The sequence below is a fragment of the Phaeodactylibacter luteus genome (assembly GCF_007993045.1).
Classification (GTDB): domain Bacteria; phylum Bacteroidota; class Bacteroidia; order Chitinophagales; family Saprospiraceae; genus Phaeodactylibacter; species Phaeodactylibacter luteus.
Window position 1 is genome coordinate 1 of record NZ_VOOR01000052.1, and the last position, 13,822, is coordinate 13,822.

The 13,822-nt window shown below is 52.9% G+C and carries 8 protein-coding genes; 1 reads left to right on the forward strand and 7 read right to left on the reverse strand.

Features of this window, described 5'->3' with window-relative positions; translation table 11 throughout:
* From FRY97_RS18305 to sucC, 7 genes are all read right to left on the reverse strand, one after another.
* The coding region (locus tag FRY97_RS18305; protein WP_147169019.1) for a glycoside hydrolase family 17 protein at positions 1-1,184 on the reverse strand (1,184 nt) is incomplete at its 3' end.
* A gap of 3 nt (positions 1,185-1,187) precedes the next feature.
* A complete protein-coding gene (locus FRY97_RS18310) occupies positions 1,188-4,583 on the reverse strand; it encodes a hypothetical protein (RefSeq protein ID WP_147169032.1) in 3,396 nt (1,131 codons plus the stop codon).
* 183 nt (positions 4,584-4,766) lie between these two features.
* A complete protein-coding gene (locus tag FRY97_RS18315; RefSeq protein WP_246141821.1) occupies positions 4,767-5,600 on the reverse strand; it encodes a glycoside hydrolase family 16 protein in 834 nt (277 codons plus the stop codon).
* A gap of 10 nt (positions 5,601-5,610) precedes the next feature.
* Positions 5,611-7,464, reverse strand: coding sequence for a glycosyl hydrolase family 16 (locus FRY97_RS18320; protein ID WP_147169020.1), 1,854 nt, complete (start codon positions 7,462-7,464; stop codon positions 5,611-5,613).
* Between the two features lie 13 nt (positions 7,465-7,477).
* Positions 7,478-10,621, reverse strand: coding sequence for a glycoside hydrolase 5 family protein (locus FRY97_RS18325; protein ID WP_246141823.1), 3,144 nt, complete (start codon positions 10,619-10,621; stop codon positions 7,478-7,480).
* 886 nt (positions 10,622-11,507) lie between these two features.
* On the reverse strand, positions 11,508-11,690 hold the full coding sequence (locus FRY97_RS18330; RefSeq protein WP_147169021.1) for a DUF6435 family protein: 183 nt from the start codon (positions 11,688-11,690) through the stop codon (positions 11,508-11,510).
* A 176-nt stretch (positions 11,691-11,866) separates the two neighbouring features.
* Positions 11,867-13,069, reverse strand: a complete 1,203-nt coding sequence (gene sucC, locus FRY97_RS18335) for an ADP-forming succinate--CoA ligase subunit beta (protein WP_147169022.1) — start codon at positions 13,067-13,069, stop codon at positions 11,867-11,869.
* A gap of 189 nt (positions 13,070-13,258) precedes the next feature.
* Here sucC and FRY97_RS18340 point away from each other — a divergent pair, with 189 nt between their 5' ends.
* Entirely contained in the window at positions 13,259-13,789 is a 531-nt protein-coding gene (locus FRY97_RS18340; protein ID WP_211356913.1) for a DUF4442 domain-containing protein, read from the forward strand.
* Positions 13,790-13,822 lie beyond the last annotated feature (33 nt).

Below are 13,822 nucleotides of genomic sequence, written 5' to 3' on the forward strand. Positions count from 1 at the left end.
CCATTGAAGCGCCCTTCGTCTACCAGCCCCCACAGCGCGAACTTGGCTTCCCCTTTCAGATTGATGAGCCCAAAATGGTTCTCCGAGCCTCCAGGGTTGCCGGCATCTTTCCACTGTTCGTCAAATGCCTCAAAGTAAAAACAGGTGATACTGTCCCGGGCAGTCCATTCCCGCATAGCCTGATAATATAGAGCAGACTTGTACTCGTCTGTAGCGCGGGAACCTGCCGCCCCATAATGGCCATTGGACTGCGTGGCCCAGCCGGTCTCCCCTATGTGCACCGGTTTGGAAAGGCCTAGTGCGGCTACATAATCTACTACGCTTCGGTACTGCTCTTGGGCATAGGCCAATGCACGGCCCATGGCAGCATCAATTTGTTGCAGGGTATCTTGAACGGCCGCATCCGGAGGAGCAAGCCAAAACTCGGGGTTGTAATGCGTATCGTGCATGGGGTAAGTGTGCAAAGAGATGAAATCCACAGCAGCAATGAGTTTATCCAAATCTTCCACGTGGTACTCTTCTCCTCCCCCGCCCCAAGAAGCGAAATTATCAGAACTCGTAATCCAAAGGCTTGCGGGCAGCTCCCCCTTTGCCTTCAGCCCTTGTAAATGATTGACCCACTTGAGGATGACCCCAGGCTGCACATAATAGCTTGCGGCCCATTTGACCATAGCCTCATTGCCCACCGCAATGATCTTGACAATTTCAGGGTATTCCTGAGCCAAAGCTACCGCCCTGGCCACTTCACCCTCATTCTGCTCGCTCTCCTGATCGTGGTCGGGCGGCAAGCCTGACCACGCATTCTTGCAGTCGATCCAAGCTCCGAGCATCAGATACATCTCAAAACCAGGCTCTTCGGATTGCAGCTCCCGGATAGCCGCCAACAAGTTGGCGGCTTCATCAAACTGTACATTATAGGTACGCAGCAGTTTGATGCCCATAGCAGACAGCAGCCTCAGGTCTTCTTTCAATTGGGGTATAGTGGGCTGTATGTCTCGCGTAGAGGCCCGGTAGCCGCCATAAGAGATGGCCTGGTAATCCGGATTACCTAGTATTTCAGCAGCAGTAAGCCCTTTGGCCAATGGCTTTTCACGGGCCGGGGCGCAGGAAAACAAAGCCAAAGCAGAGAGCAAGGCTCCTGCCAGCATACGAAGTATCCGGACGGGCTGTAGATATTTTCTCATGGCTTATAACTTTAGTAAAACCTCAATGCGGGCAATCTTCCCTGCGCGGCCGAACACCGCCCGGCTGTCTTCAGCTGTCAGCACCTTACCCGGTATCTGCTGCCCTTTGCCATCCGTATACTGTACCCTTATTTCATCTGCTTCAGCCAAGGTGTACACTATGGGTACATTGCAGTAAGTAAAAGCGAGCTGCCCGGCTTCGAGGGGCAAGCGCTGTGGCTGCCCTTCCACGTCGATGTACCCCAACTCATCTGTACTGCTGAGGAAAGCCTCCTTGCGCAGCAATCGGGGGCTGAAGCACAGCTTTCCGCCCAGCACTTCCACGCCCATTTCCCCTATACGGGAAAGAATATCCTCCTTGACCTGCCCGGTCATGCCCGGCTGCTGCGCACCCCGGTGCTGAGGGGTGTGAGAATAGGCATCAGTGGGGAAAGCGCCATACAGCCCCGGCGGTTTATGGACACCGATCCCGGCCTGAATCTCGTAATAGTGGTCCAACAGCCCTCCAATGATTTCAGGGGGAGCCCCCTCTGCCATAGCCTGAAGACAGCATTCCTGCACCGCCAACAACAGCTTGGAAACCATATGCCAGTAAATAGAGCCTAAGCCTTCATAGGCAAAGAAGGTACCGGAGCGCCCAGTGAATGCCTTGTGGTTGAATACTTCCTCGAACACGCTCAAGAGCAGCTGACGTTCCTGTGAGGCCAAGCCCCCATATTTGGTGCCTGAGAGCGCATCCAAAGCCTTCGCCAGGTCTTTTGCATTTTTGAAGTTCCCATTAAAATGCAAGCCGCCCTTGATATCTTGCTCTACAATCTGTTTTGCGCCATCAGCTAACATCTGCTGTATCAGCGCAGATCGCCCTGCCGCTTCTGCGGGGATGGTATTTTTATGGAGAAAACCTGGCAGCTCCTTGTTAGGGTACAGTATGTAGCTATATTGGTCTTCTCGGAATAATGCACTGTTTTTTAAAGCATTAAGCACCGAAAGCGCCTCCTCTGGCTTTAGACAGCCAGCGCTCAGCACGGCCACCTGGCCTTCGAGCATCTCGCTGAGGTGCCCGCGGGCAATGCCATTGCCTTCCACGGCCATTAGGTTGTAAGCGTGGTACAATCCATCCGGGCGCCGGTTGGCCTTTATAGCATGGTCAATAAATGCCAGGCAATCCTTGGCAAAAACCGATACCTGGCTCAGGGAAAGGCCCTCCATCTTGCCCGAAAAGCCTTTCTCATAGACCTCCTCCCGGTAGTCGGAGGCGGCCTGCCCTAATGCATCCACTACTGCCTTTCTGCTCTGATCGGTAAACGGGGCAGACAATAAGCCCTGATGGCTGGCCAGCACTTCCGATATGCGCTGGAAAAAGCGGGCCAGCTCAGCCGAAACGCTTATCTCCTGTTCTTCTGCCCCCTGCAACTGCAGCAACAGGAAGTGCATAAAACGCCGCAGGTAGTACAAAGTGACCATAGAAACGCCATTGCCTACCAAGGCGTTATTGGCATCGTTCCATTCTGGGCGCTGTGTATTCATCCAGATGCCTGTCCCTGGGATCAAATTTGAGACCTTCGCCAGGACGGTTGCCAAGACCTTTTCCAGAAAGGTCACGTGGTGAATGCTGCCGTCGCCGAGCCGCAGCAGCGCCCCATCAGCCCCCTCCTCTGCACGCCTTTTGCGGATTGCAGCATCCCACTCATGGTCAAACGCTATAGTATCCTGAGGGTCTTCCAGCAGCTTTTCGTAAGGCTTGATGACATAGGGCACAGCGGCGTACACAAACCATGGCTGCCCGAGGAAAGATTGCAGCTTGCCCGGCTGGTGCTTCTCGATGATTTCCAGGAACTTCTGCAGATAAATAATCTGATGATCGCCCCAGTAGCCGATATACGACCAAGGGTCATCGGGCTCGATAATTTCCCAGTCAAAGCCGCCTTTGGTCACCCGGTAAGGGTTGTACCCATCGAAAGTGGAAGCATTAAGGAATTTAAAGATCATGCCTGTTATAAAATCAGGATAGGCGTAAGCCAGCGCTTCCCAGTTCTGGAAAAGATCACGCCAGTTGCCTTCGTAGTCCAGGATCTTGGAGCCGTCCAGCTCGCTTTGGGTATTGATGGAGAAGTAATTCCACGGACGGCTGGGGTCGCCGTGGCGGCGGCTGAACTTCAGCGGCAAGTACTCTGTACCTAAGCGGATAAGATCAGGGTCTCCGGTTTTCAGGAGCAAGGTTTCCAGAGCTTCCCGGCTGAACCTGCCGCCAAGGCCTTTCAAACGATCTTGGTACCGGGCGGCCAAAGTAGCGTTGGCCTTGTGCAAGTATTCCAGGAAGTCGGAAAGCTCTATCAGATAGCCATCGTCGAATATACCGCCCCGCATAATATTGAAAAGCACATTTGAAAAATGGCGGGTGTCGTTGAGTTTGTCAGCGGTGCATTGCATACCATCGGCACTGCCCACGAGCTTGGCCAAGCCCGCCGTGCCCCCAGCAATATCTTCTTCCAGTTCCTGCAAAAGGCCAGGGCGCTCCTTGATTTCAGCAGCAAGGCTGATCACCTGTGCCTGTGTCTGATTGACATTGGCCACGATGCCCCAATTCAGGGCGCTCCCTGCTTTTGCGGTAGCTGTGGCAGAAACAAAATAGCTGCCGCGTTCCCCTTTGATGTCCGTCTCCGTCTGCACCTGCTGGCCCGAACGGAAAATGGGCAATTGTAGAGACGAGAGCAGGTAAGCTTCAGCTTCCAACCCAAAAGACCAGGCTACATTGGCTTTCAGGGCTTCGCTAGGCTCTGCCTTGTCCACAATTATGGCGCTAAGGGCATAAATCCCCAATCCAGACTCCGGCTCCAGCTCATTGCGTTTATAGGCATCAACCAGGTTGCTCGTTGAGCGCTGCAGATCGCTGGGCACTCCGTGTGGCATGATGTTCTGAATACCGTCTAAGAGCACTACTTCGGCATTTTCCCTACCGAGGTTTTCCAGGGCAGCATGGCGGACAAATCCGTAAACCTTGCTTGTGCTCCATTGATAACGGAAAGACAGCTGCAGGCTGTGGTTGATCTCCTCAAAAATGATCTTATTGCCGTATATGCTCTTATAAAGGTTCCTGCTGATGTTGTACTGCTCTGCCGAGCGGCTGGTAAAAGGCTCCCAAATGTGAGCTTCCCCCGATCTCTGCACTTGGAAAAGGGACTTGCTCCCAGTTACGTCTGCAGACTCCGTTATCTTGTCGTCGGTATAGTATGGGAACAAAGCAAATTCAGGGTTCTTCCGGCCCGCAGTTAGCCCTCCGGTACTGGAGATGTACATCCAATGGTTGGCATCACTTACGATGGTCATAAAGAATGGCCTCATACTATGGTAATTGGCCATCTTGAAATAGCGCTCGCCATTAAGGTCGACCATTTCCATGGTAGGCCCGGTTGCTGCCAGGCCAGCGGTTTGTGCTAAACTTGCTTTACTCACAATTTTCGTTTTATACTTTTTGCTTAAATCCCACACGGCAGGGCTGAAGAGCTGCATTAGGATAGCCCACAGCCCTGCCGAGCGAGAAAAGAGTTGGTTTTTTGAGGTTGCGCCGAGGGCAGTGCCCTTTTAATTGGCATTTTGGTACACCCTGACATAGTCTACGGTCATCCGTTGAGGGAAGGGGGTGTCCGCGGTTGGGAAGCCCACATAGTTGCCCCCAACCGCTACGTTCAGCAGCATGAAAAAAGGCTGGTTGAAGACCCATTCTCCGGGCACATCATCCCGCAGGATGCGCTGGTAGAGGAAGTCGTCTACAAAAAAGTCGATCTTGTCTTCATCCCACTCCACTGCGAAGAGGTGGAACTCGTTGTCAAAGCGGGCCCTGTCCAGGGAATAGCCTTTGGTAATGGGGTTGCCGCCAAAATAGCCCGGCCCGTGGATAGAGCCGTGGATGATATGAGGCTCCTGCCCACGCAGCTCCATGATATCAATTTCTCCACATTGAGGCCAAGAGACGGTTTCGATATTGGCGCCCATCATCCAAAATGCAGGCCACAGCCCCGGCCCATAGGGGGTTTTCAGCCGTGCCTCAAACCGGCCATATTGCTGGGCAAAGCGCCCGAGGGTCTTGATGCGGGCAGAGGTGTAGCTGTTGCCCGACTGCAGGGCGGTGATGACCAAGTTCCCTTCACCATCCATAGAGATGTTTTCCGGGGCATCGGTATAAACCTGCAGCTCCTCGTTGCCCCAGCCGTTATCGCCTCGGCCAAGGTCGTATACCCACTTCTCCGGGTCGGGCGATTCTCCGGCAGCGCCATCAAACTCGTCGCTCCAAGTGAGCTGCCAATTGCGTTCGTCCAGCTTTTGGAACTCATCGACCTCACAGCCTGGGAAGAACACCATACTGCCCAATAACAACAGGGCAACTGAGAGAATATGTCTTTCTATACTTAGCATCATGCTTGGGTTTTTATTTGCGGAAATAGATGTTGTCCAGGAAAATATCCCCGTTCCCATCAAACTTGAGCTGAATCAGGTTGTCCAGGGCTACAGGGGAGAAGTCAGATAACGGGATGTCTACACTGCCCCAACCGGAAGTTGGCACCGTAAGGGAAACGGGAGTCTCCACCGGGCCTGGGCTGATCAGGAAAACATTGAGCTGTGCCGAATTGTCAGTCCAATAATCAATGTGCAAGAAAGCCATATCAGATACGTCTTGTGCCTCAGCCAGCTGTATGCCCTGATAGTTCAGCCCTGTGTACTTTAAAGTATTGTTGCCGTCTATGGCCACTTCGCTCACGACCGTAGCCTGCCCCCAATTGGGGAAAAAGTCTGTGCCCTCTAAGGAAGGATAGGCCTCACTGAAGATAGAAAGGACATCATCGGAAGGATGAGTAGGCGTTGGCGCTGCCGTGGCCGGCATGGTAGGCGGCGTGCTATCGTCATAAAAGAAGATATTGTCGGCATAAAACCCTGGGATGTTGCCATTGACATCCACAAAGATGACCTGCGCCAGCTCTGCCCGGCTGCCAAGCCCAGCAAAGTTGGACAAAGGCACATCAAGGCTGATCCACTGCTGTGCTTGTGAAGCCGGGATATCCGTAGCAAAAACGCCAGTGCCCCCGCTCCCGAAGTCTACTACTTCCAATTGCATGCGCGCTGTGCCAGCAAGTGGGTTGGGCAGGTAAATATCGATATGCAAGTGGGTCATTGCCGTAGCATCAATTGTGGGAGAGGTGAACTGTATGCCCACAAAGTTGAAATCGGTATAATTCAGCACCCGGTCTCCATTAACCTCAAAATCAGCAGACAACGTGGTCTGGAAAGGCTCCCAGAAGCCATTGTAATAATCTACAGGCTCGTTCATGTAGGCCTCGCTGAACAGAGAGATCACATTGTCCTGTGGAATCACGGGTGTAGGGGCATTCACAAAATCGCCAACCGACTCAATGGTAAGGGAGCCCTCTGCTGCCACACCCCCTACAGTAGCCGTGATCTCTGCAGTGCCAGGGCCGCCTACTACCGTCACTACCCCACTGCCATCTACCACAGCGATAGACTCGTCGGAGGAAGCAAACTCAAAGTATGCTGGCGTAACACCTACCGTACGGTTGACCCCCGTGGGCAAGTTGAAAGTAGAAGACAGGCCTTCTATCCTTTTGGAAACCCCCACAAATGAGGTTTCTACCTGATCTTCCCCGTTCAGCATGCTGTGCTTGGGGTGGGCCAGTGTGCCCAGTTTTTCGAACTTGAGCTCGTCTACCCAAAAGGTATAGCCTCTGCCGTCTTCCGGGCCTTCAGAATAGTAGAACAGGCCCTTTTCAGCCGTCAGCCTTGAAGGGTCAGGCAGGGGGATGATGTATTTCTGCCAATTGGTCGTAATGGCTAAGCCACTGACAGACGCCTGATGCCGGGCTTCGCCCAAATCATTGCCGAAGCCTACCACATCAATATTGGCAGCTTTAGAAGCCTTGGCCCAGAAGGTCAGGGCATCATATTCTGTCAGGTCCCTGCCAACTGTCGTAAAAAAGGCGCCTCCTGCATAAGCTCCCCGGGGGTCGCCTGCGTCGGGCACTTCAAAGCGCATAGAGGTTTCCGAGGTATTCAGGTAGGTCACCTCATTGTCTACATCGAATGCCGTAGGCACCGACCCACCAAAGGCAGCGTATTCCAAACCTCCGCTGAAACCGTCAATAAAAACGTTAGGGTTAGAAGGGTATTCAGCAGGCTGAAGGTCATCCAACTCCCGCTCACAACTGAAAGCCAGAACCATAGCAACGCTCAGTGGGAGTATTTTTGCAAACCGGTTGTTCATTATCTTCATTTTATCTATGGTTTTATTTGCCAATATTTATGAATACGTAGGTCCTGATTTCCCACTCGTTACCGTTGTCGAAACCGACCAGGTCGGGGTCCGGTACAAGGTTGCCCGCAGCAGAGATCGTCTCCAAGGGGGCATAACGGGGTGAGAACCGGTCCAACGTCCGATAGGTGCCCCTTACCCCAATACGGGTATCAGGCATATCGATAAAGTCCGCCTTGCCCAAAGACAAGGATACATCGAGCATCATCTGCAAAGGGAAAGTCAGGTTGAAATCACGGTGGTAATCATAAGGGCCCCAATCATTTACCCGCACAAAGGAGTTGACTTTAAGGGCTTTGTAAAGGACCCGCAAATCTGTGCCAAAGCGGCGGATGAGGCGGTCGTCGCTGCCATTCGCCTGTGCATCCCCTGCATAGATATTGGCAATCCAGCCGAAATCACTGTTGATTTTAGAGACCAGGCGGACGTGGGTCTCCCAAAGGTCGGCCGCAGGTGCTGCGCCCGGGAAAGCAAAGGTCGTACGCCCATCAGGCAAGATACCGATAGCAGCATCTTGGGTGGTAGGCAGGTGGCGGTACACCACCCCTGCGCTCACAGCAAATTTAGCGTCCTCGCTGCGGTCGGTATCCCAGTTGTACATCCAGGTGCCAGGCGTGGGGTCGTAAGTCAGCAGCAGCTCCCCCGCTACTTGCTCGCGGTTGCCCCGCACCACGAAGGGGTCTTCGAGGATATTCCTTGGCCGGCCAGGCGCGGCTACATCTCCTGGCATTGGGCCTTCAATGGGCTTCTGCCAAAGGAAGTTGGGAGCAATCTGCCAATTGCCCATCGTATAAGCAAACCCAGTCAGGACATTATATTGGTTGCCGCTGCCGCTGTCCTTGAGCCGCCAGCCAGTGAAAGTCTGGGTTTGGTCAAACCCTCCATTGGCGACCAGCCCCATAGCTGCAGACTGTGCGTACCAGTTGAATTTGCCGCCTTCGTAGGTCAGCTTTACCTTCCCGCCGAAGTTGTCCTCCGCCCGTATCACATCTTGGAAAACCTGCGTCTCCCCTTCTACTTCTCGGGTCGTCTGAAAGACCCTGCCTTGCAAGGGCTGCCCGCCCCAAATACCGCCAAGGTCTACTTCCAGCTTGCCAAAAGAGCGGTTCGCATGCAGGGTGAGCCTGCGGGTTTTCGGCTGAGGGATGGCAAAGGAGCTCTCGGTGAGCCCAAGCTGATCAATGTCTTCATGGAACACCCCAGTGACGTTGTACTTGCCCAGAGCTTTGCGGTACTTGACCAGCACAGCAGGGTTGGCGCCCCACCATAGCTGTGGGCCAAAGGCTGCTTTAAGCCCCTCGAGCTCTTTCTTGCCTTCGAACTCCATGCCCAAGGGGGCGATACCATTGTAGATATCCATTACGGGTCCATAATTGGCTTCGGGGTAAAGGTTGAAAAAGTCCCCCTCGTAAGCCCAATGGTAATGCCCAGTCCGGTAAAAGCCTTTCAGGTTGAAAAGGCTGTGGTTCCATTCGTACTCCGCAGAGTAGAGCTGTACCCGGTTGATGGACTCCACCGTTACGTTGCCATTCGTAGGCGAGCTGAGCTGTACGCGCCGGGCGCGGTTTTCATAAAATATCTGGTCGATTGGGTTCTGGGCTACATTGCCCAGCACGTTCACTTCCACATTAGCGCGGAAGTTGGAGGTAGGGTTGGCCTCCACGCCGATAAAGAAAGACTGCATGTGGTCGAAGCCCAGCTGATCCGGAAAAGTCGTATTGCCCGGTATAGGGCTGTTAGGGGTAGAAATCAGGCTGCCGCCAGTGTTGAAGGTCGTAAGCTGAGCGCTCAGGCGGCTCAGGCTGATCTTCTTGAGCCTCTCCCCTTCCATGGCCGCTTTATCCCCACGCGCCAGCAAGCGGGCGTCAGCCAATTGGATACTGCCAAAATGTTGTGCAATAGTACCGAGGCTCGCACCCTCCGCATACGGGTTGTACCGATGAGCCTCTTTCAGCGCATAGTAGGCAGCACGGGGGTACAGCTGATAAAAACCCTTCGTGTCTGTTGGGCCTTTGGCGCAAATGCCAAACCACTCCTCGTTCATATTATTCTGCTCGGGGACGTGGTCAAAGCGGTAGCCGCCATTTTCCCAAGAGGCGTTGGAGTCGTGTATGTCCAGGTTTTTGGTCTGCCCATATTTCCACCAGCCATCGCTGAACTGAAAAGTGAACCCGCCTAAGGAGTTGCCCGCTTTGCCCATGCCTGCGGCGTTCTCGTAAATTTCCCGCCAGTTCTGCAGATCGTAATAAGCCTGGTCCAACTGTGCCTCTTCCATCGTCACGGCGTTAAACGCATCCGAGCCGAACTCAGTGAGCAAAACCGGCTTACCGTATTCGCTCCTCACCCGGTCGTACAAATCGCCAAAAGACTCGCCCCGGTATACATTGATACCGAGGATGTCCACATCCGGGCATTCCTTGGCGATGATGTCAAGGAACAACAGGTCGCCGTTGCAAATGGCGATGGGGTGGCCAGGGTCTGCCTTGCCCATCGCCACTGCGGCCTGATTGAACAGCTTGTACATAAACTCAGCACGCTTGGTAGATGCCCTATCCTCAATAGGGATATCTTCGGTTTCAGCTCCTCCCCAAAACAAGCCATAGTTGTTCTCGTTGCCCAGCAGATAGAGCAACAGGCCCGGCGTATTCCGGTAAGTTTCCGCCAGGGCTGTCACCTCGCTTAGCAGTAGCTCTTTCACACGTGGGTCGCTATACTCTGTGTTGCCCATCCACGCTCCGTTCAGCGTTACGCCGTAGCGGCCAAAGGAATGGTTGAGCATCGTATAAATGCCATAATTCTCATAGATGTAAGTAATCCACTTGGGCTGTATGCCCGTGTAAACACGGATCACATTGACACCCATATTGCGGAGCATCGACATTTCGTCATCCAATGCTTTTTGGATAAAGGCGTCTGATTGGTTCCAAAGGCTGTAGGAGTAATTGGTCCCGATCGGGAAGTAATCCCAGTTCATGCCGTTGACCATGACCGGAGCGCCATCGACTGTCAGGCGCAGCCCGTCCGCTCCCTGATCTACCTTGACCTGATTGGCCTGGCCGCTCGCAGAAAGGGCCAAACACAGCAGGGAAATTGATAATAGAATTTGTTGTATCCGCATATCGACCAAATATTAGTGTTGACAAATTAAGGAAGAAGATACTTTCAGCAACTTCCGCGTTGGTCTCTAAATGTAATGCGAATCGGACAAGAGGCCATCTATACATTATATATACAAAGCCGTTTTTGGGGTTAAACCTGTCAAAAACAACTCCTTAAAACCCTTACTTACAGTACTTTATGATGTTTATATATTTTTTTGCCAATCCGCGTCATTTGGCGGATGTATATAAACCGGCACGTAATTTTATTTCAAATAAAATCAAGATCCAGTATTTCTATCCACTAACACAACAGCTATTGCAAGTTTTATTCCAAATGCCAGTTGCCAGGCACCAATCAGATTGCCGCTTTTTGAGCCTGCCCCTGCCTGTGGGCAGGTGCCGCTATGCTACGGGGCTCGCTGTCCGCTCGGCCCTTACGGGCTTGACACCCCTCCGCAGCGCTAGGCCGGCAAATCATAAAAACGGAAACCTGATAACCTCTTGGGCTGTACCGCACAGCCGGCTCGTTTATCCAAAACCAGAAAGGCCTGACAGCAACTGCCAGGCCAAATCAGCACCCAAAGCACAAAAAAACAAGCGGCTGAGGAATCTAGAGATATCACCCTGTGAAGGGGGCAACAAAGCGCTGTCGAAGCCTGCGCTGGAAAAAAGCAAAGGAAGGGCTAGGGGCAAGCCCCAGCCCAGTCTGAAACCGGTTTTAGGTTAAGCACCTAGCCGCTAGTGCCTTAAGTCATAAATCTCTGATACTTAAGCTGAAGTTGTTTTCCGGTTAATCAAGGCGAAGGTTCGCGACTTTAGCCCGAGCTAAAGGAGCGGTTCTTTAACGAAGAGTAGGCGGAAAAGAACGAAACTTGGGGTGGCAAGGATTTATGGCTTGAGGCACTAGGCTTTACCCTTATCCGCACGGAGCTGCTCCAACTCCTGAGCGACCGCCTCGGCCTCGGCCGATTTGGCCGCGAAGGATTTGATATCGCCACTGCGCTGAATCTGCATGGCTTCTTCCATGAGCTTTTCGTATTTCTTCTCCAGCTCTTTCTCCGGATCTTTTTTGAACCAACCAAACATAATTCGACATTTTGCTAAATAAATGATAAGCGCCACTTTGAGCAGCAGCCATTCCCAATACTTGAGCGCTTAACAGCAATGCGGGGAATTAGTTGGGGCGCGAAGCCTAAAAATGAAAGGCCGCCGCTTGCTGCCAAGAGCAAACGGCGGCCTTAAAAAAGCCAAGGGGCGCCTGCCTAAGCCACAGCCTCCTTCACCAGGTCAGCTGCTTCGCGCAGCAAGATGGCCGATTTGACAGCCAGGCCAGACTCGTCGATGAGCTTTTTGGCCACATCAGCATTGGTGCCCTGCAGGCGCACGATGATAGGCACATCGATATTGCCCATATTTTTGTAAGCATCCACCACACCCTGTGCCACACGGTCGCAACGGACGATGCCGCCAAAGATGTTGATCAGGATAGCCTTTACGTTCTTGTCTTTGAGGATGATGCGGAAAGCCTGTTCCACGCGGGCCGCATCAGCAGTGCCCCCTACATCCAGGAAGTTGGCAGGGTCGCCCCCGCTGAGCTTAATGATATCCATAGTCGCCATAGCCAGGCCAGCACCGTTCACCATACAGCCTACGTTGCCGTCGAGCTTCACATAATTGAGGCCGTACTCCTTGGCTTCCACCTCGGTAGGGTCTTCTTCGTCTGTATCCCGCATAGCAGCCAAGTCTTTATGGCGGAAGAGAGCGTTCTCATCGAGGGTTACCTTGCAATCGACCGCAATAATCCGGTCATCGCCAGTTTTTAGGCAAGGGTTGATCTCAAACAGCGAGGCATCGGCACCGACAAAAGCACTGTAAAGGGAGCTGATGAACTTCGTCATTTCTTTGAACGCCTTGCCGCTAAGCCCCAAATTGAAAGCGATCTTGCGGGTTTGAAAGCCCTGCAGGCCGAGAGTCGGGTCAATATATTCTTTGTGCACCAGGTGCGGGGTCTCTTCGGCCACCGTCTCAATGTCCATCCCCCCTTCTGTGGAGTAAATGATAACGTTGCACTTGCGCTCGCGGTCCATCAGTACAGAAACGTAGAACTCATCGCATTCATCTGGAGAAGGCACGTAAGCATCTTCAGCCACCAGAATTTTGCGGACCAGCTTTCCCGGGCCTTCCATCCCACCAGGCGTCTGTGGGGTTTTGAGCATCATGCCCAGTATGTTGTCAGCCTTTTCTTTCAGGTCGTCCAGGCTTTTGACCAGCTTTACGCCACCGCCTTTACCGCGGCCTCCAGCGTGGATTTGGGCTTTGACTACTGCGAATTTGGAGCCGGTCTCTTCCGCCAGCTTATTGTAAGCCTGTGCGGCTTCTTCTACAGTATGGGCCACTGTTCCTTCCTGAATGGCTACGCCGTAGCTCTTCAGCAATTCTTTACCTTGATATTCGTGAAGATTCATGCTGTGATTAATGGTTTGTGATGGATGCCCAAATGTAATGATTTTTGATGGCCCTAAATAGTAAATCCTACCCAAAAGCTAAAGTTATATGCCTTGACTAACCCCCAGAAATGCGTACCTTTCAACGCATTTGCAGCAGTAAGGCCTGTAAATCAACCGACTGCCTGCCTCACCCTTAATTCCTGGATTATGGCTCAAACGCCCTATGCTGAAACCACTGCCCCTGCCCTCAATGGCTCTGCTATAAAGCTGATGGCCAATTTTAAAGCGCCTTGGAAAATGAGGCTTTTCTTCCTGCAGCGCCTCCCCTCTTGTTTATTTTGGGGGGTCAGGATAGAATCGTGTACCGCATCGGCTTGTGCGGTCAGCCTGCCCTACCGATGGGCCACGCAAAACCCTTTCCGTTCTATTTATTTCGCAGCACTAGCCGGTGCAGCCGAGCTCTCCACCGGCGCGCTAGCCATGCTAGCACTGTCCGGGCAGCCCCCAGCCTCCATGCTGATCACAAAAGTGGAAGCCCACTTCATCAAAAAGGCGGATACCCGCACCACCTTTACCTGTGAAGACGGGGCAGCGCTCAGAACAGCCGTACAACAGGCCTTACAAAATGAAGAGGGGCAGGAGTTCACTGCTATTTCTACCGGCCGCAATATACACGGGGAGGCGGTCTGTACGGTACGCCTGACTTGGTCTTTCCGAAAACGCCGCAAAAAAAGATAAAAAAGGAGGTGACCCCAAAATGTCGCAGGTGTT

Coding starts and splice junctions, on each gene's coding strand:
- FRY97_RS18315 (WP_246141821.1), bottom strand. CDS start 5,600: ATGATGCTAAGTATAGAAAGACATATTCTCTCAGTTGCCCTGTTGTTA.
- FRY97_RS18320 (WP_147169020.1), bottom strand. CDS start 7,464: ATGAAGATAATGAACAACCGGTTTGCAAAAATACTCCCACTGAGCGTT.
- FRY97_RS18325 (WP_246141823.1), bottom strand. CDS start 10,621: ATGCGGATACAACAAATTCTATTATCAATTTCCCTGCTGTGTTTGGCC.
- FRY97_RS18310 (WP_147169032.1), bottom strand. CDS start 4,583: ATGGAAATGGTCGACCTTAATGGCGAGCGCTATTTCAAGATGGCCAAT.
- FRY97_RS18330 (WP_147169021.1), bottom strand. CDS start 11,690: ATGTTTGGTTGGTTCAAAAAAGATCCGGAGAAAGAGCTGGAGAAGAAA.
- sucC (WP_147169022.1), bottom strand. CDS start 13,069: ATGAATCTTCACGAATATCAAGGTAAAGAATTGCTGAAGAGCTACGGC.
- FRY97_RS18340 (WP_211356913.1), top strand. CDS start 13,259: ATGGCTCAAACGCCCTATGCTGAAACCACTGCCCCTGCCCTCAATGGC.